Source organism: Micromonospora endolithica (assembly GCF_003626595.1).
Classification (GTDB): Bacteria; Actinomycetota; Actinomycetes; order Mycobacteriales; family Micromonosporaceae; genus Micromonospora; species Micromonospora endolithica.
In genome coordinates, this window is record NZ_RBAK01000009.1 from 226,038 (window position 1) to 242,318 (window position 16,281).

11 protein-coding genes, 2 tRNA genes, 1 other RNA gene and 1 pseudogene are annotated in these 16,281 nt (G+C 71.6%); 7 read left to right on the top strand and 8 right to left on the bottom strand.

What is annotated here, in order from left to right:
- Positions 1-74: 74 nt before the first annotated feature.
- The 5 genes from D7223_RS22490 to ffs all read right to left on the bottom strand — a co-directional run bounded on the left by D7223_RS22490 (position 75) and on the right by ffs (position 6,423).
- Positions 75-1,739 (bottom strand): ABC transporter substrate-binding protein, encoded by a 1,665-nt coding sequence (locus tag D7223_RS22490; protein WP_120730395.1) that lies wholly within the window; start codon positions 1,737-1,739, stop codon positions 75-77.
- A 290-nt stretch (positions 1,740-2,029) separates the two neighbouring features.
- Positions 2,030-2,623: a recombination mediator RecR gene (gene recR, locus D7223_RS22495; protein ID WP_120730396.1), complete on the bottom strand. Its 594-nt coding sequence runs from the start codon at positions 2,621-2,623 to the stop codon at positions 2,030-2,032.
- 7 nt (positions 2,624-2,630) lie between these two features.
- On the bottom strand, positions 2,631-2,939 hold the full coding sequence (locus D7223_RS22500; RefSeq protein ID WP_222622286.1) for a YbaB/EbfC family nucleoid-associated protein: 309 nt from the start codon (positions 2,937-2,939) through the stop codon (positions 2,631-2,633).
- Between the two features lie 192 nt (positions 2,940-3,131).
- Positions 3,132-6,149 carry a DNA polymerase III subunit gamma and tau gene (locus D7223_RS22505; RefSeq protein WP_120730397.1) on the bottom strand — a complete coding sequence of 1,006 codons (3,018 nt, stop codon included), beginning with the start codon at positions 6,147-6,149 and terminating at the stop codon, positions 3,132-3,134.
- 184 nt (positions 6,150-6,333) lie between these two features.
- An RNA gene (gene ffs / locus D7223_RS22510) (signal recognition particle sRNA small type) lies at positions 6,334-6,423 on the bottom strand.
- Positions 6,424-6,505: 82 nt separating this feature from the next.
- Between ffs and D7223_RS22515 the strand changes: the two genes are divergently transcribed.
- A tRNA-Ser gene (locus D7223_RS22515) sits at positions 6,506-6,590 on the top strand.
- Between the two features lie 123 nt (positions 6,591-6,713).
- On the opposite strand, the gene D7223_RS22520 is transcribed toward D7223_RS22515, so the two are convergent.
- Positions 6,714-7,895 carry a right-handed parallel beta-helix repeat-containing protein gene (locus tag D7223_RS22520; RefSeq protein WP_158610922.1) on the bottom strand — a complete coding sequence of 394 codons (1,182 nt, stop codon included), beginning with the start codon at positions 7,893-7,895 and terminating at the stop codon, positions 6,714-6,716.
- 480 nt (positions 7,896-8,375) lie between these two features.
- Here D7223_RS22520 and D7223_RS22525 point away from each other — a divergent pair, with 480 nt between their 5' ends.
- From D7223_RS22525 to D7223_RS33690, 4 genes are all read left to right on the top strand, one after another.
- On the top strand, positions 8,376-10,145 hold the full coding sequence (locus D7223_RS22525) for a glycosyl hydrolase (RefSeq protein WP_120730399.1): 1,770 nt from the start codon (positions 8,376-8,378) through the stop codon (positions 10,143-10,145).
- Positions 10,146-10,393: 248 nt separating this feature from the next.
- Positions 10,394-11,008: a hypothetical protein gene (locus tag D7223_RS22530; protein WP_120730438.1), complete on the top strand. Its 615-nt coding sequence runs from the start codon at positions 10,394-10,396 to the stop codon at positions 11,006-11,008.
- 32 nt (positions 11,009-11,040) lie between these two features.
- Entirely contained in the window at positions 11,041-11,535 is a 495-nt protein-coding gene (locus D7223_RS22535) for a hypothetical protein (RefSeq protein ID WP_186832437.1), read from the top strand.
- A 180-nt stretch (positions 11,536-11,715) separates the two neighbouring features.
- Positions 11,716-13,131 carry a S8 family serine peptidase gene (locus D7223_RS33690; RefSeq protein ID WP_158610923.1) on the top strand — a complete coding sequence of 472 codons (1,416 nt, stop codon included), beginning with the start codon at positions 11,716-11,718 and terminating at the stop codon, positions 13,129-13,131.
- A 547-nt stretch (positions 13,132-13,678) separates the two neighbouring features.
- Here the strand turns inward: D7223_RS33690 and D7223_RS33695 are convergent.
- Positions 13,679-14,614, bottom strand: a pseudogene (locus D7223_RS33695) (S8 family serine peptidase); the annotation flags it as partial.
- A 294-nt stretch (positions 14,615-14,908) separates the two neighbouring features.
- On the opposite strand from D7223_RS33695, the gene D7223_RS22550 reads away from it, so the two are divergent.
- Both D7223_RS22550 and D7223_RS22555 read left to right on the top strand, forming a co-directional pair.
- Positions 14,909-15,520: a permease-like cell division protein FtsX gene (locus tag D7223_RS22550; protein ID WP_120730403.1), complete on the top strand. Its 612-nt coding sequence runs from the start codon at positions 14,909-14,911 to the stop codon at positions 15,518-15,520.
- Positions 15,517-16,101 carry a SigE family RNA polymerase sigma factor gene (locus D7223_RS22555; protein ID WP_238162166.1) on the top strand — a complete coding sequence of 195 codons (585 nt, stop codon included), beginning with the start codon at positions 15,517-15,519 and terminating at the stop codon, positions 16,099-16,101. Before D7223_RS22550 ends, D7223_RS22555 begins: the two co-directional genes overlap by 4 nt.
- A 75-nt stretch (positions 16,102-16,176) precedes the next feature.
- Here the strand turns inward: D7223_RS22555 and D7223_RS22560 are convergent.
- A tRNA-Ser gene (locus tag D7223_RS22560) sits at positions 16,177-16,263 on the bottom strand.
- Between the last annotated feature and the right edge of the window lie 18 nt (positions 16,264-16,281).

Sequence of the window (16,281 nt, forward strand, 5' to 3'; positions counted from 1 at the left end):
CTCGAAGGGGGTACGGAGGGCTGCGGGCGGGCGCTGTGAATCACAGCGCCCGCCCGCGTTCCTGGTGCGTCAGGTCAGGACTTGAACTCGGCGGTGGCGTACCGCTCGTCGGTGAGCGGGCTCGCCTTGATCCCGGTCACGTCCTTGCCGAACACGATCGCCGGCGGCGAGTGCGACACCGGCACACCCGGCAGGAAGTCCATGATCGCCTTGTTCAGCGCCTTGTACTTCTCCACCCGGGCCGCCGGGTCGGCGGTCGAGTCCGCGTCCTTGAACTGGGCGAAGAGGGCCGGGTTGTTGAAGCCCCACTCGTCCTTCTGCCGGTCGAAGAAGGTGCCGATGAAGTTGTAGCCGTCGCCGTAGTCACCGGTCCAGCCCAGGAAGTGCAGGTCGTGCTTGGCGCCGGAGGTGGTGGCGTTCAGGTAGTCCGGGCTCCACTTCAGCGGGATCGGCTGCACGTTGATGCCGACCGCCTTGAGGTCCGCCGAGAGCAGCTCGAAGATGTCCTTCGGGCTCGGCATGTAGGGCCGGGTGACCTCGGTCGGGTAGTGGAACCGCAGGCTCAGGTTCGACGCGCCGGCCTCGGCCAGCAGCTGCTTGGCCTTCTCCGGGTTGTAGTCGTAGTTGGTGACCTCGCCGTTCCAGCCCTCGACGGTGTCCGGGAAGAAGTTCAGCGCCACCTTCGCGCCCGGCGGGAGCTTGGAGTCGACCAGGGCCTGACGGTTGAGCGCGTGCGCGATCGCCTGCCGGACCTTGATGTCGGCCAGCTTCGGGTTCCCCTTCTGGTTGATCGCCAGGTAGAGGATGTTGAAGGCCGGGCGGGTGAGGACGTTGAAGCCCTCGTTCTTCAGCGGGTCGACGTCGGCCGGACCGACCAGGTCGTAACCCTGGATGTCGCCGGAACGCAGCGCCTGCTTGCGCGCGTTCTCCTCGGAGATGGTCTTGAAGATGAGGGTCTTCAGCTTGGCCTTGTTGCCGGCGTAGTCCTCGTTGCGCTCCAGGGTCAGCGTCTTGTTCGCGACGTCCCAGGACTTGAACTTGAACGGGCCGGTGCCGGTCGGGTGCGCCGTGGCGTACTCGGGGTACTTGATGTCCTCGGCGGTGCCGCCGACGTTGCTGGCGTCGTACTGCTCCAGGGCCTTCGGGCTGTGGATCGAGAACGACGGGAGCATCAGCGCGGCCGGGACCTTGCTGGAGACCCGGGTGAAGGCCAGGTCGACGGTCGTCGCGTCCTTGGCGGTGCAGGACTTGAAGAGGCTCTCGCCCAGCTCGGGGGACTCGTTCTTGGCGAAGCCGCCCATGACGTCCTGCCAGTACGCGGTCACGTCCGGGCTCTGCATGAGGCCCTTGGCGTTGTACCAGCGGTTGAAGTTGACGCAGACGGCCTCGGCGTTGAAGTCGGTGCCGTCGTGGAACTTCACGCCCGAGCGCAGCTTGAAGGTCCAGGTGGTGCCGGCGGCGTCCGGGGTCCAGGACTCGGCCAGGCCGGGAGTGACCTTGGTGCCACCCTCCTCCGGACGGACCAGCGTCTCGAAGACCTGACGCGCCACGCGCAGCGACTCACCGTCGCTGGCGAAGCTCGGGTCGAGCACCTTCGGGTCTCCGGCTACACCGAAGACGAGTACGTCCTTCTTGCTACCGCCGGAAGTGTCATCGCGGTCGCTCTCGGCACAGCCTGCAACCGCGAGGGCCGCGACCGCAATGGCCGCGACGGCGGCCTTCGGCCTGGATGCACGCATCGTGCTTCACCTCGTCCTTGGGGGTACGGACAACGTGGTGACAGGGGTCACCGATGGCGGTGACCATAGCTCCCGGGCCGACGCTGCGGAAACAGCCGGATGGACGGTTGGTATCGGATCGTGTCTTTGCCGCCTTCTGACCGACGATTCGAAGGTCAGACGTCCCGTTCGCCGAATGATCTCGATCCACGATGCCAAACTGTTACGTCACACCTGCTCTGGTGACCATTCTGTGTCAGACGGGCCCGGCCTGGTCGGAGCGCGGGCCGAGCCACGTCGACACCGGTCGGTCAGACCGCCCTGCGGCCCTCGAAGGCCCGACCGAGGGTGATCTCGTCGGCGTACTCCAGGTCGCCACCGACCGGCAGGCCACTGGCCAGCCGGGTCACTGCGATGCCCATCGGCTTGACCATCAACGCGAGGTAGGTGGCCGTCGCCTCACCCTCGGTGTTCGGGTCGGTGGCCAGGATCAGCTCCCGCACCGAACCGCTGCCCAACCGGGTCATCAGCTCCCGGATGCGCAGGTTGTCCGGCCCGATGCCCTCCAGTGGATTGATCGCGCCACCGAGCACGTGGTAGCGGCCACGGAACTCCCCGGTCCGCTCGATCGCCACCACGTCCTTGGGCTCCTCGACCACGCAGAGCACCTCGTCGGTGCGGCGCGGGTCCCGGCAGATCCGGCACTGGTCGGACTCGGCCACGTTGTAGCAGGTGGTGCAGAAGCGGACCAGTTCCTTGACCTTGCGCAACGCGCCGGCCAGCCGGGTGACGTCGGCCGGGTCCGCGGACAGCACGTGGAAGGCGATCCGCTGGGCGCTCTTCGGGCCCACACCCGGCAGCCGGCCCAACTCGTCGATCAGGTCCTGGATGGCGCCCTCGTACATCGGTGGCTCAGAAACCGGGCAGGCCGAGGCCGCCCATGCCACCCGAGACCGGGCCCATCTTCTGCTCGGTCAACTCCCGTGCCGCCTCGGCGGCGTTGTGCACGGCCGCGACGACCAGGTCCTCCAGGGTCTCCACGTCGTCCGGGTCGACGGCCTTCGGGTCGATCCGGACGGACTTCAGCTCACCCGTGCCGGCGACGGTCGCGGTCACCAGGCCACCGCCGGAGGTGCCGGTCAACTCCGCCTCCGCCAGCTCGGCCTGCGCCTTGGCGATCTGCTGCTGCATCTTCTGCGCCTGCTTCAGCATCTGCTGCATGTTCGGCTGTCCACCTGGGCGCACGGAAGGCTCCTTCTCGCACTCGTCTGCTCGGCCGCCGACCAGCCTAACCGCCGTGACCGACACCGCCCCGGCCGGTGCGTCCGCGGAATCCGCGCCGACAGGACACCGCCCGACCCCGATACGTGTGCTCCCCCTCGCACCCGCTGATGAGCGCCGGGGACCACCCTTTCAGCGGGCGTCCACCTCGTTGATCTTCTCGGCGCCGAGCGTCTCGCGGAGCAGCCGTACCGCCTGCGCCTCGCTCGACTCCCGGGCGGTCTTCTCGTCGATGACCTCGTCCGACGGCTCGTCACCCGGATCGAACCCCTCGTACGCCGGTACCGCCGCGGGCGCCGAGCCACCCGGCCGCCCGCCGCGCAGCGGCCCGTCGAAGTCCGGGTCGTAGGGCGGTTCGCCGGCCCATTCGGCGTCCGCCACGGGCCGGGTCGCCGACGCGGTACGCGGACCGCGCCCCGCCGCCGCCGCGCGGGCGGCGGCGATGGCGCTGCTCACCGGCGCTCCACCGGCTGACGCCGGCTGCCGGGCGGCGGGCGTCGGGTTGCCGGCCCGCGCGTCCGGCCTACCGGTCGACCTGGCCGAGCCGGCACCGGTCGCGCCCGGGCCACCACCGTTCGCCGCCCGCCGGCCGCCACCGTTCGGGTCGCCACCGCTCGGACCGGTTCCGCCACCGTTCGTGCTGGCTGCCGAGCCGGCGCCGCCCGGGGCGGTGTCGAGGTCGGCCACGGCGGCACCACCCGGCCGGGCGGCCTCCGGCCAGTCCTCGTCATCCGTGGCCTCGGCGGCGGAAGCGTTGCCGCCCGGGCGCGCCGCCTCCGGCCAGTCGTCCTCGTCGTCCGCCGGTACGGGCTTCCCGCCGCTCTGCCCGGCGGCGCCACCGCGCCCACCGGCTCCGTCCGCGCCGGAGGTGTCCCCGCCGCGCTCACCGGACCGGCCATCAGGAACGCCCGGACCGGTAGCGACGTTCGGAGCGCCGGCCGGGCCGGCAGCGGCGTGGGGAACACCGACCGGGCCGGCGGCAGAGCCCGGAGCAGTCCCCGAGCTGGCGTTCGGAGCGCCGGCCGGGCCGACAGCGGCGTTCGGTCGGCCGGGTGCGGCACTCGTCGGGTTGGAGCTGCTGTTCGCCGAGGCGGGCGGCGCGCTCGTCGGGTTGGAGCTGCTGTTCGCCGAGGCGGGCGGCGCGCTCGTCGGGTTGGAGCTGCTGTTCGCCGAGGCGGGCGGCGCGCTCGTCGGGGCGGGCCCGGGGACCGCCGGGGCGGCCGGGGCGGCCGGTCCGGCGTCCGTGGGGAGCGCGTTGGGTCGGGCCTGCGCGCGCGACGAGCCGCCCAGCGACACGCCACCCCGCTCGCCGGCCACCTCGCAGCGGATCTGCCAGCGCCCGCCCAACTCCTCGTAGAGCGCGTCGGTCAGCACCGCCGCGTGGTCGGACAGCATCTTGGCCAGCACCGACGACTTGACCGTCAGCACCAACGTGTCGCCGTCCAGGTCACGCACCACGGCGTCGCGCATCAACGCCGCTATCTTCTTGTGGCTCCGGTTGACCTTGCCGACGACCTCGGGCCAGGCCCGGCGCACCGCGACCGCGTCCAGCGCGCCGGGCGCACCGGCTCCGGGCCGGGGCGGTGCCGGGGTCGCCGGGTCCGGCATGACGGCCGAGGGGGGTACGGGACGCCGGGCAGCGCCACCCGCCGGAACGCCGGCCGGCGCGGAACCAGCCGGCGCGGAACCAGCCGGGCCGGAACCGCCAACCGGGCCGGACCCGCCGGGGCCGGGAGGGCTGGATGAGCCGGTCGACGTGGGACCGGCCGGGGTTGGCGCGCGGTCGATGCGCGGGGCGACCGGCGTCGAGGAGGTGGCGGCAGCCGCGTCAGCGGTGCTGTCTTCCGTCGACGGGGTCGCCCCGACGTCGGCTCCGGTAGCCGCCGGCATGCCGGCGGTCCCGGCCGGAATCGCGGCGGCAGCCGCGGGCGGGGCGGGAGGCTGTGCGCGTACCGCCGGGGGTTGATCTGCCGGTGCGTCGGTGCCGGCGAGGGTGAGCCGGCGCTCCATGCGTTCCAGGCGCTGGAGCAGGCCGCCGGTCGAGTCGTCGGCGCCGGGCAACAGCATCCGGGCGCAGATCAGCTCCAGCAGCAGCCGGGGCGCGGTGGTGCCGCGCATCTCGACCAGGCCGTCGTGCACGATGTCGGCACAGCGGGACAGCGTGCCCGGGCCGAGGCGCTGGGCCTGGGCGGCCATCCGTTCGATCTGGTCGGCCGGACCGTCGATCAGGCCCTTCGCGGCGGCCTCCGGCACCTGCTGGAGCACGATCAGGTCGCGCAGCCGCTCCAGCAGGTCGGAGGCGAACCGGCGCATGTCGTGCCCGGCCTCGGCGACCCGGTCGACGGCGGCGTACGCGGCGGCGCCGTCCCCGGCGGCCAGCGCGTCGCACATCTCGTCGATCAGCGCCGAGTCGGTCACCCCGAGCAGCGCGACGGCCCGGGCGTAGCTGACCCCCTCCGCGCCGGCGCCGGCGATGAGCTGGTCGAGCACCGAGAGGCTGTCCCGCATGCTGCCGCCACCGGCGCGCACCACCAGCGGAAAGACCGCCGGCTCGACGGCGACGCCCTCGGCCTGGGTGAGCTGCTCCAGGTACGGGCGGACCACCTTCGGCGGAAACAGCCGGAACGGGTAGTGGTGGGTCCGCGACCGGATCGTGCCGAGGACCTTCTCCGGCTCGGTCGTGGCAAAGATGAACTTGACGTACTCCGGGGGCTCCTCGACCAGTTTGAGCAGGGCGTTGAAGCCCTGGGTCGAGACCATGTGCGCCTCGTCGATGATGTAGATCTTGAAGCGACTGTTGGCCGGCGCGAAGAAGGCACGCTCGCGCAGCTCGCGGGCGTCGTCGACACCGCCGTGACTGGCCGCGTCGATCTCGATCACGTCGATCGAGCCAGCACCGTCGGTGGCCAGCGAGCGGCATGACCCGCACTGCCCGCACGGCTCCGGCGTGGGCCCCTGCTCACAGTTGAGCGACCGGGCCATGATCCGGGCGCTGGTGGTCTTGCCGCAGCCCCGGGGACCGGAGAAGAGGTACGCGTGGTTGAGCCGCCCGCTGCGCAGCGCCTGCGACAGCGGCTCGGTGACGTGTTCCTGCCCGATGACCTCGGCGAAGGTACGCGGCCGGTACTTGCGGTAGAGCGCCAGTGCCACCCGTCCCGCCTCCTCTCGACCGAGCCATTCTGCGCCGCCCACGCCCGCCCGACCACCCACCCCGCCGCCCCGCGCGGGAGGGATGCAAGGAAGGGCCCCCTGTTAACGCCTCAGGTAGAGGAAGGGCCCCTTCTTAACACCGGAGCACCGGGGACGGCCCGGACGAAGCGGGCACCGGAGACAAAAAGGCCTCCCGTGCACCCGGCAGAGCTCGCTTATCCTTGCTGCCTTCCGGCCCTGGGGAGGTTCACGAGATACCGCCGCACGGGAGGTGACACCCACCCTACCCGACAGGTAGTCGATCTTCAGGGGGTGGTGGGGTGAGCGGGGCGGTGTGATCCTGTAACCTGTTCGACGGAGGATTCGCCTAGAGGCCTAGGGCGCACGCTTGGAAAGCGTGTTGGGTTTACACCCTCACGAGTTCGAATCTCGTATCCTCCGCTCACCTGAGCAGCACAAGCGCAAGGGCCGGCCCCGGTGGGGACCGGCCCTTCGTCGTGCGTGGTATCAGTTGCCCCGTCAGCCGGCCTGCGAGCCGTCGCCCTCGACCCGCCGCCCGAAGGGTCAGCCGAGGACCGAGACCGACGAGCGGGCGCCGACCGTCCCGGTGATCAGGCGCTGGAACGGCACCGGCCGGCCCGCCCCGGTGACCAGCCGTACGGAGAGGTAGTCGACGCCGGACGCCAGGTAGAGGGCGCAGCGCATGCCCGGTCGGTCGTCGACGATCCACGCGGCACCACCGCCGGACCGCTGGAAGGAGCCGCCCTCCAGGCTCACCGCGGACGCGGTCACGTAAAAGCCGGCGGACTCGTCGTCGGTGCCGGTGCCGCCACGCCCGGTCGAGTCGGCGGTGCAGCCGGAGAGCGTGGCGTTCGCAGCGAGGATCTCGAAGCCGTTGCCAATGGTGTCCTGGGCTTCGCACCCGACCACGGTCGCGCGGGCGGAGGCGATCCGGAACGCGGGAGCGGACGCGGTCGCCGTGCCGATGCCGTACGCCTTGCTACCCCACATCTTGATGTTGCCGCCGCCGAGGAGGTAGCCGCCGCCAGCGCAGCCCTGGGCCGAGCACCCGCTGACGAATCCGTCCGACGACTGGAAGTTGTACGCCCAGCCCCCCACCCGCTCGACCCGACAGTCGGTGATCTTGAACTCCCGCTGCCCACCCGCGTACGTGCCGCCGAGGAGGAACCCGTCGCCGGTGGTGCGGGTGACGAAGACCCGGGTCAGCCACGGCGCCGGGTCCGGCCCGTACGAGTCCGGCTTGATGTTCATCTGGAAGTTGACCCCGTTGGCCACCCGGTTCGCCCCGTCCAGCCCGATGTCGGTGACGCACTGCCGGGTGGCACCGATCTGGTTGCCGGACCACGGGTTGACGACCAGGGCCGCCCCACTGAAACCCGATGCAGCGGTCAGCATCGTGACCAGCGGGCCGGCGCCGATCAGGGCCTGCTTGTCGCCGAGCACCACCGGGGCCTTCAGGTTGTAGTTGCCGGGCGCGACGAAGACAGCCCGTTGCGCGCTCGCACCCAGCGCCGTGTTGATGGCCGCCTGGGCGCCCAGGGTCTCGTTCACCTCGTACGTGGCGCCGGAGCCCGCCGGGCCGACCCAGGGGATCGCGCCGGTGGCGGCGAGCGCGGCGGCCTGGGCGGGCGTGACACCGCCCAGCGCCGGCGCCACGACGGCGGCACCCGCGGTGACCGCCGCGGCCCGGAACAGTTGGCGACGGTGTGAGCGCTTCTCCTGCATGCTTCCTCCTGAGGGGTGACCGCCCACGGCCGGGTCGGTCGAGGTGCGGGTGGGCACGAGGAAGCGGACCGGTTGACGACCAGCCCGGCGCGTGCGCCGGGCTGGTGCGGTCTGTCCGGTTGTGGCGATCCCCCGTGGTGGCACCGTTTCCGGCGCCATCGGGGGCCATCATTCCAGCCGGCGGGCGATCCGTGGTGCCGCTCACCCGTCGGCACCGCGGATCGCCGCCCTGCGGCACCATGAACTTGACCGGTTCACTCTCTGTTGCCGCAAACGCCACGCTGGGACGTGGCGAAATGCCAATGTGGATTCCTCACCGGGTGTTGACAAGTGAACCGGTTAATCAGCACCATCGATGTGTCTCCACTGGGGTCGGTCGCCGGAGGGCAGACGGCGGCCGACCGTCCGGGCAGTGCTGGTGACGCCGGGCGTCCACGCGAGCGCCCTCCCCCACCCACCACCCCGCCCCAGGAGCACACCATGACCCCACCCGTACGGCGCGCCCGCGCCGTCCTGGCCGGCACGGCGGCAGCGGTCACCGCGCTCGCCGCCGCGCTGGTCGCCACGACCGGCGCACAGGCTGCCGCCGCTGCGTGCCAGGTGAAGTACACCGTCGTCAACGACTGGGGCTCCGGTGCCAGCGTCGACGTGGTGATCACCAACGGCGGGTCCACCGCCGTGAACGGCTGGACGCTGGGCTGGACCTTCCCCGGCAGCCAGACCGTCGGCGACATCTGGAACGCCACCCGCACCCAGAGCGGCGCCACCGTCGCCGCGACGAACGTGAGCTGGAACGCCGGCATCCCGGCGGCCGGCGGCACGGTGACCTTCGGCTTCAACGTCGCCTACAGCAACGGCAACCCGGCACCCACCACGTTCACCCTCAACGGCGCCGTCTGCGGCGACACCACCCCGACGCCGACCACCCCGGCGCCCACCACTCCCGCGCCAACCCCGACCAACACCCCGACGCCGGACCCGACCGCGCCGGCCGGCAACCTGGCGTTGAACCGGCCGGTCACCGCGTCGTCGACGGAGAGCCCGAACGCCGCCGGGCAGGCCGTGGACGGCAACCGGAACACCCGCTGGTCCAGCCTGTACGCCGATCCGCAGTGGATCCAGGTGGACCTCGGCGCGACGTACCCGATCAACCAGGTGACCCTGCGCTGGGAGGCCGCGTACGCCAGGGCGTACCAACTCCAGACCTCGACCGACGGCACCACCTGGACCACCGTGCACAGTGCCACCGGCGGCGACGGCGGCACCGACGCGGTGACCGTGACCGGCACCGGGCGGTACGTCCGGATGGCCGGCACCGCCCGCGGCACCAGCTGGGGTTACTCGCTGTGGGAGTTCGAGGTGTACGCGGTGGCGCCCCCGCCGCCGAGCGGCCCGGACTGCGGGCAGGAACCGGCCGACCCGGAGGCCAACTCGAAGGTGCGGCACCTGCTCTGTTACCTGAAGACCCACTCCTTCGTCAGCGGCCAGACCGACCTGCCGGACGCCGACCGGGTCCAGCAGCTCACCGGCCGGTACCCGGCGATGGTCGCGTTCGACTTCATGGAGTACACCCGGGGCACCGTGCAGACCCAGCAGGTGATCGACTGGGCCCGCACCCGCAAGGGAATCGTCGCCTTCCAGTGGCACTGGTACTGCCCGCGCGGCGGCAACTACGCCGCCCCCTGCGACTTCGTGCCCGACCTGACCAACCCGTCGTCCAAGCTCTATCAGGACATCGACCTGGTGATCCGCGAGATCAAGAAGATGGGTGACGCCGGGGTCCCGGTGCTGTTCCGACCCCTGCACGAGGCGAACAACAACTACATGTGGTGGGCGAAGAAGGGCCAGGGCGCGTACCAGCAGCTCTGGCGGCTGATCTACCAGCGGGCGCAGCTCGCCGGGGCGCACAACATCGTCTGGGTGTTCAACGGCATGGCCAGCGGCCAGGGCACCTCGCTGGCGTCCTGGTACCCGGGTGACGCCTACGTCGACATGGTCACCTCGGACTACTTCCAGAGCGCGAGCGACCTCGCCATCTGCCGGTCGGTCGGCACCAACAAGACCACCGGGGTGGCGGAGACGTTCAGCCCGCTGAACCCGGCCACCGACCCGGCCTGGCCGTACTTCGTGGTCTGGGCCTCCCGGGACTGGAACGGCAGCGGGCGGGACGTCGCCGGCATGTGGCGGACCGCGATGGCCGACCCCCGGACCATCTCCATCGACCAACTACCGGACATGTCCGCGTGGTGACGCGCTGATCGCGGCGGGAGCCGGGCCCGCACGGGTCCGGCTCCCGCCGTCGTACGCGGACAGCCCGCCCCGGTCGGCAGGGGCGCACGGAGCGGTCCGTCGCGGCGCGCGGGCTGGTGCGGTTGACTGACCGCCGTGAGCACCACCGCGCCCCGGCGACACGAGCCGGCCCACCCCGCGCCCCCGGGGTGGTCGCCACGGTCGTACACATGTTCCATCCACAGCCTGTGGACGACCAGGCGGGAAACGTGAGTTACCAGCTCAGCGCGGTCGTCGCGGACGCCGATCTGCTGCGTGAGGCGACCGCGGACCTGGACCACGCGGTCGTCGGCGAGCTGCGCCAGGACTTCGCGCTGCTGCCGGTCACCCCGCAGGTCGTCGAGGAGCTGACCGGCGCGCTGCCGGACTTCTCCGTCGTGGAGCGTTCCGCCGGAGACCCGTTCCACCTGGTGCTGTCGACCGCGCTGACCGAGGTTCTGGCGCGCTGGTCGCGGCGCGGGCCGGTGGCGTACCTGGAGGCGGAGTTCGCCGGCGGCGCCGGCTACCAGGCGGCGGCGGTCTGGCTCGGCGGCGACCGCTCCTGGGGACCGCGCTTCGACGCGACGCTGGACGGGCCGCGGGAAGGCTGGCCGATCAACGCCGCGCTCGCCGAGCTGGGCGCGGAACCCGGCCCGTGGATCGACGCCTTCGCCGAGCTGGGCCTGCACGTGGAGCGGAACACCGACGGCTGGCTGACCCACGGGCGGCGGCGACTGACCGCCGACTACTGGGACGAGCTGGCCGAGGAGTGGGAATTGGGGCAATCCTCCGCCAGGCAGCAACCTGACGGCCCCGGGCCCGTTGGGGACTGGGGGATTCCATGAAATTACGACAATTTGCTTTTATTGCCGCGCTGCTGACGGCTGCCTCGATCGCGGGCAGCGGGGCGGGTACGCCCGCAGCGCCGCCACCCGCCGCGCCCATCGGCCGGACCGAGGTGGTCGGCCTGAACGGCCTACGGAACGTCGAGTTCGGCGACACCGAGGACGAGCTGACCCGGCGGGGCGTCCTGCGTACCGACGTCGACGCCTGCGGCGTCGCGCTCGCCGGCCACGACACGGTCAGTCCGATCTTCGTCGACGACCGGCTGGTGCTGCTCTGGCTGGACGACACCGTGGGCACGCCCGAGGGCGTCATCGCCGGCACGCCGGTGCCGAAGGTCCGGGACCGCTACCCGGCGGTCCGGGAACTCGACGCCCCGCAGGGGACGTACCGGTTCGACGGGCTGCTCGCCCGGCGCGGCGACCGGGCGTACCTGTTCCTGCACGACGGCGAGACGGTCCGCAAGGTCATCGCCGGATACGCCGACTGGGCCGAACGCGCCTTCGACGAGGGACACGGTCCCTGCTGACCCCCGCCCGACGCGCAGCGCCCCGTTGACGTCCGTCACGTAACGGGGCTCCCTTCCTCGCCCTCCCGCTGGGGCCGTGCCGTCCATCCGGTGCTGGCAGAATCACCGGCGCGACGGGGTCCGTGCCGGCAGCCCGGGCCATCCGCCGCGGCACCGGAACGGGGGAGAATGAACAGTCCGATGCGTACCATCACGGCCGCCATCGCCGCCGGAGTGATGCTGGGTAGCGGCCTGGTGTCCGGCCCCGCAGGGGCCGCGCCGCGCGGCAGTCAGCAGTGGTACTTCGACGCCTGGGACATCGAAGCGGTCCACAAGGTCAGTAAGGGTGCCGGGGTGACCGTCGCGGTGATCGACAGTGGAGTCGACGCCAGCCATCCCGACCTGCGGGGAAAGGTGCTGCCCGGCCACGGAATCGGTGCGGACGCGGCCCCCGACGGGCAGCGCGACGCCCTGCCCGACAAGCCCCGGGGGACCACGATGGCCGGCATCATCGCCGGTCGAGGCGGCGACCGGCTACTCGGGATCGCCCCGGCCGCGAAGATCCTGCCCATCTCCGTCGGCAAGGAGGCGGAGCCGGACGAGATCGCCGAGGCCATCCGCTGGGCTGCGGACCACGGTGCCACGGTCATCAACATTTCACTGAGCGCCGAGCGGACGCCCACCGACGCGGAAGAAAAGGCGGTGCGGTACGCGCTGGAGCACAACGCCGTGGTCGTCGCGGCGGTTGGCGCCACCCGCGGTGACTTTCAGGGGGTCGAGGCGCCGGCCGCTGCTCAAGGCGTGATCGCCGTGTCCGGGCTGAACCGGTCAGGGAAGTTCGACGAGGACTCGCACGAGGGTCGCGAGGTCGTGCTGTCAGCGCCGATGGACCGGATTGTCGGCTCCTCGGCGGGCTCGGGTGCCAGTGTGGCAGCCGAGGGCACCGATGGTTCCGCGGCTCTCGTGTCCGGCACCATCGCCCTGGTTCGGGCGCGCTTCCCGAAGCTGACCGCGATGAACGTGATCAGCCGGATGATCCACACCGCTCTGGGTGAGGACCCCAAGGAGCAGTTCGGTGGCGGCCTGGTGCTGGCCAGCCCGCGCTACGGATACGGGCGGGTGGATCCTCTGCGGTCCCTGACCCGGGTGACCCCCACCGCCGGTGGCGAGAACCCACTGCTGCGAAGCCACCGCGAGGCCACCGAGTACGACCGGAACGGATCCGGCCTCAATGTGAACACCAGCGGATTCGGGATACTGGGCATCCTGGGCGGCTCGGTCTGCCTGTTCGCCGTCCTGGGCGCGCTCGCGGTCTGGCTGCTCACCCGCCGCCGGAACCCGACGGCATCGGGGGCGACCAGGATGCCCGCCGCGGGGTCGGCTCCCGCCGGCCCGCCGCCCGGGATGCCGGCGGGAGTCGCCGCCGGTCCGCCGGCTGGCGGGTGGCCGGGGACGCCCGTTCCCGCACCTTGGCCGGGCACGGCGCAGCCGCCGGTCGGCACTCCTGGGCAGTCGCCGGCCGGATATCCACAAGCTCCGGCCGGATATCCACACCAAGCGGCCCAATATCCGCAACCGCCGACCTGGTCGCCGCCAGAGGGCGGCGGCCGGTCCTGAGCCGCACCACGGTGAGTACGCCCGGAAGCCGGCGACGGGTGGGTGGGTCTGTGCCGCCCACCCGTCGCCGGCTCCGCTTCGCTGCCCACCGCCTGACCTGACCCGGCTGGCTGCCCGGCGCGGGAGGCGGCGGTGGTGGTGCCTGCCATCCGGTCTGTTGCGGTGCCTGCGGATAGGAGGACCGGCCCGGGCCCGCCGCGGTCGGCTGGTAACCCGGTGGCGGCTGGTACCCGGTACCCGGATGGTGTGCCGGCACGGGTTGGTAGGGACCGGGCATCGGCGGCCCGGCGGCGACCGGCGGCCCGGCGGCCGGCGGCCGACCCGGCACGGACCGGCGGCGACGCGAGGACCGGATCACCACCACGGTCACCGCGACCACGATGACCGTCACGCCGAACGCCACGGCGATCGCGATGAACAGGCGGTCCCAGCGCGGCTTGGACGGGGCCGTGTCGTGGACTTCGGACGGCTTGCCGAGCGGGTTGGCGGTGACCGGCGGTACGTCGGCGGTCAGCGCGGCAACCGGGTCGATGGCCCCGAACCCGTACTGCGGATCCCGGCCCGTGGCACCACGGTCCTTGGCGGTCCTGATGACCCGGTTGATGACGTTCGGCGCGTCGAGGTCGGGGTATTTCGACCGGACCAGCGCCACCAGTCCGGAGGTGATGGCCGCCGCGCTGCTGGTGCCGCCGTCCCTCCGGAGGCCACGCTGCTCGCTCGTGTTGGTCGCGGTGAGGATGTCCTGCTCCGGCGCGGCCACCACCACGTGTTCTCCCTGCCGGGAGCCCTTCTCGAAGAAGTTCAACGACCTGTCCAACCCGGACACGATGATCGCGCCGGGAATCGTGGCGAGCCCCTGGGTGGCCGTGCCGTTGCCGTCGACGACGTTGCCGGCACTGATCACCACCACCACGTCGTGCTCGAGGGCGTACTCGACCGCGTTACTCTCGGAATACCCAAGGCCGCCACTGCCGCCAAGGGACAGGTTGATGACGCTCGCACCGTGGTCCACCGCCTCCCGGACCGCCCCGAAGATCGTGTCCGAGTTGGCCAGTACCCCACCGCCCAGGACGGCACCGGACCAGATCTCCGCCTCCGGAGCCATCCCGAGGTAGCCGCTGCGGCCCGGTCCGCTGCCCGCGATCAGCGCGGCCATCGCTGTACCGTGACCCGACTTGACGGTATCCAGGTCCTTACCGACCGGCCCGTCCATGTAGGAGGCGCCGGTGAGAACCCGTCCCCGCAGGTCCGGATGGTTGGCCTCGACACCGGAGTCGATCACCCCGACGATGACGCCCCTGCCCTTGCTTATCTTGTGCGCTTCGGGGACCCGCAGCTTTTCGAGCCACCACTGCTGGGCTCGGAGGCCCGGCTTCGCCTCCGCCGGCGTCATCGCCCCCGCGGTGCCGCCAACGACCGCCAGTAGTGTCAGTGCCACCGCGCCGCATCTGGCCCACGCGCCGTACCGATAAATTGTGATCATTCATCCCCCGCGTCTCGTGGCCGGTGTGTCCGGCGATCACAGAAGCGCCCGATTCTCGCACGGTGTCAGCCGCCCGGCGGGAACCAGATCGAGGGTGGTCCATCCCGGTTCAGGGGTCAGCCACACGGGCCGGCGGGCCGCAACTGAGACCACAATCCCGCACAGCCCGACGCCCGGACGGTCCCCGGGGACCGACCGGGCGTTTTCGCGATGCCACGTTGGCGAGTCGATGTGACCGGTTCGGCGGTTCGACCAGTCGTTGGAGAAGGAAGCCATCGAACACCAGGAGCAATCGTGGATCAGAAGGTGCATGTGCTCTTCGAGCGGGCGCTGGACGCCGAACCCGAGCCTCCCGCCGGAGACCTGGCGCTGAATGCCATGTCGGCGGGAAGGGCGCTGCGTCGCAGGCGCCATCTGCTCACCGGAGGCGCGCTGGCCGGTATCGTCACGGTCGCCGCCACACTGGTCGCGCTGAACGCCGGGGCGCCGGAGAGAGCGGTGCCGCCTCCGGTGGTGGCGGCCGGGGCCCTGATGCCGCCCGCCAGCCTCGCCTGTGACCGGGAGGCGGGGCGCGCGACCACGGACGTCCGGGTCTTCCTGCGCTACGAGACCACCGGACGACAGCGCGACGACCTGCGCGACACGCTCCGGTCGGATCCGCTCGTCCGGAGCGTGACGCTCGTGAGCCGGGAGGAGGCGTACGCCACATTCAAGGAGCACTACCGGAACAATCCGGATCTGGTCGAGGCGGTCCAGCCGGAACAGTTTCCCGAGTCCTTCGACGTCAGACTGGCGAGGGCGAAGGACTTCCCGCGATTCGTGGCGACGTACGACCACAGAAGCGGCATCGACCAGATCCTCGGTGACCCGTGCCTGACCCGCTCGGGCCCTGGGGAGGATGAGTGACAAGCGGACAAGCCGACTTGTACGCCGTGCCGGCCGTTGACCCTCCGGCCGGCCCCCTCTCCCGCTGGGGCATCGCACGGCGGCGCGAGCGCAGCGCCCGGGACGAGGACTTCAGCGCATTCGTCGCGGCGAGCGCACCCCGGCTGAGACGCACCGCGTACCTCATGTGCCGAGACTGGCACCTCGCCCAGGACCTGACCCAGATCACGTTCGCCAAGATGTACCCCTCGTGGGGGCGGATCCGGCAGAGCGCGAACCTCGACGCGTACAGCCGCCGGGTCCTGATGAACACCGTCTTCGACCAGCGGAAGCGCCGCAGCGACACCGAGGTCGTCTGCGCGAGGCTGCCGGAGCAGCCGGGACCGGAGCCGACGAGTGACCTGCACGTCGCTCTGATGACCGCGCTTGCGGCCCTGCCCCTCCGCGACCAGGCGATCGTGGTGCTGCGGCACTGGGAGGACCAGAGCGTCGCCACGGTCGCCGGGATTCTCGGCATCTCGGCCTCCGCGGTCAAGATGCGGGACGCGAGGGCGCTGAGCCGGATCCGGGCCCTGCTCGGCGAGGACTTCGCCGCCACATGAGCCGAAACTGAGGCCACAAGCGGAACGCCCGGTGCGATCCTCGCGGATCGACCGGGCGTTCTCGCTGTTCACGAGCGGTGGCGGCGGGATTTGAACCCGCGGAGGGCGTAAACCCTCACACGCTTTCGAGGCGTGCTCCTTAGGCCACTCGGACACGCCACCGCCGAAGAGGCTACAGGA

Excerpts from the sequence above, each read along its gene's own strand:
- D7223_RS22490 (WP_120730395.1), bottom strand. The coding sequence starts at position 1,739 with ATGCGTGCATCCAGGCCGAAGGCCGCCGTCGCGGCCATTGCGGTCGCG.
- recR (WP_120730396.1), bottom strand. The coding sequence starts at position 2,623 with ATGTACGAGGGCGCCATCCAGGACCTGATCGACGAGTTGGGCCGGCTG.
- D7223_RS22500 (WP_222622286.1), bottom strand. The coding sequence starts at position 2,939 with ATGCAGCAGATGCTGAAGCAGGCGCAGAAGATGCAGCAGCAGATCGCC.
- D7223_RS22520 (WP_158610922.1), bottom strand. The coding sequence starts at position 7,895 with ATGCAGGAGAAGCGCTCACACCGTCGCCAACTGTTCCGGGCCGCGGCG.
- D7223_RS22525 (WP_120730399.1), top strand. The coding sequence starts at position 8,376 with ATGACCCCACCCGTACGGCGCGCCCGCGCCGTCCTGGCCGGCACGGCG.
- D7223_RS33690 (WP_158610923.1), top strand. The coding sequence starts at position 11,716 with ATGCGTACCATCACGGCCGCCATCGCCGCCGGAGTGATGCTGGGTAGC.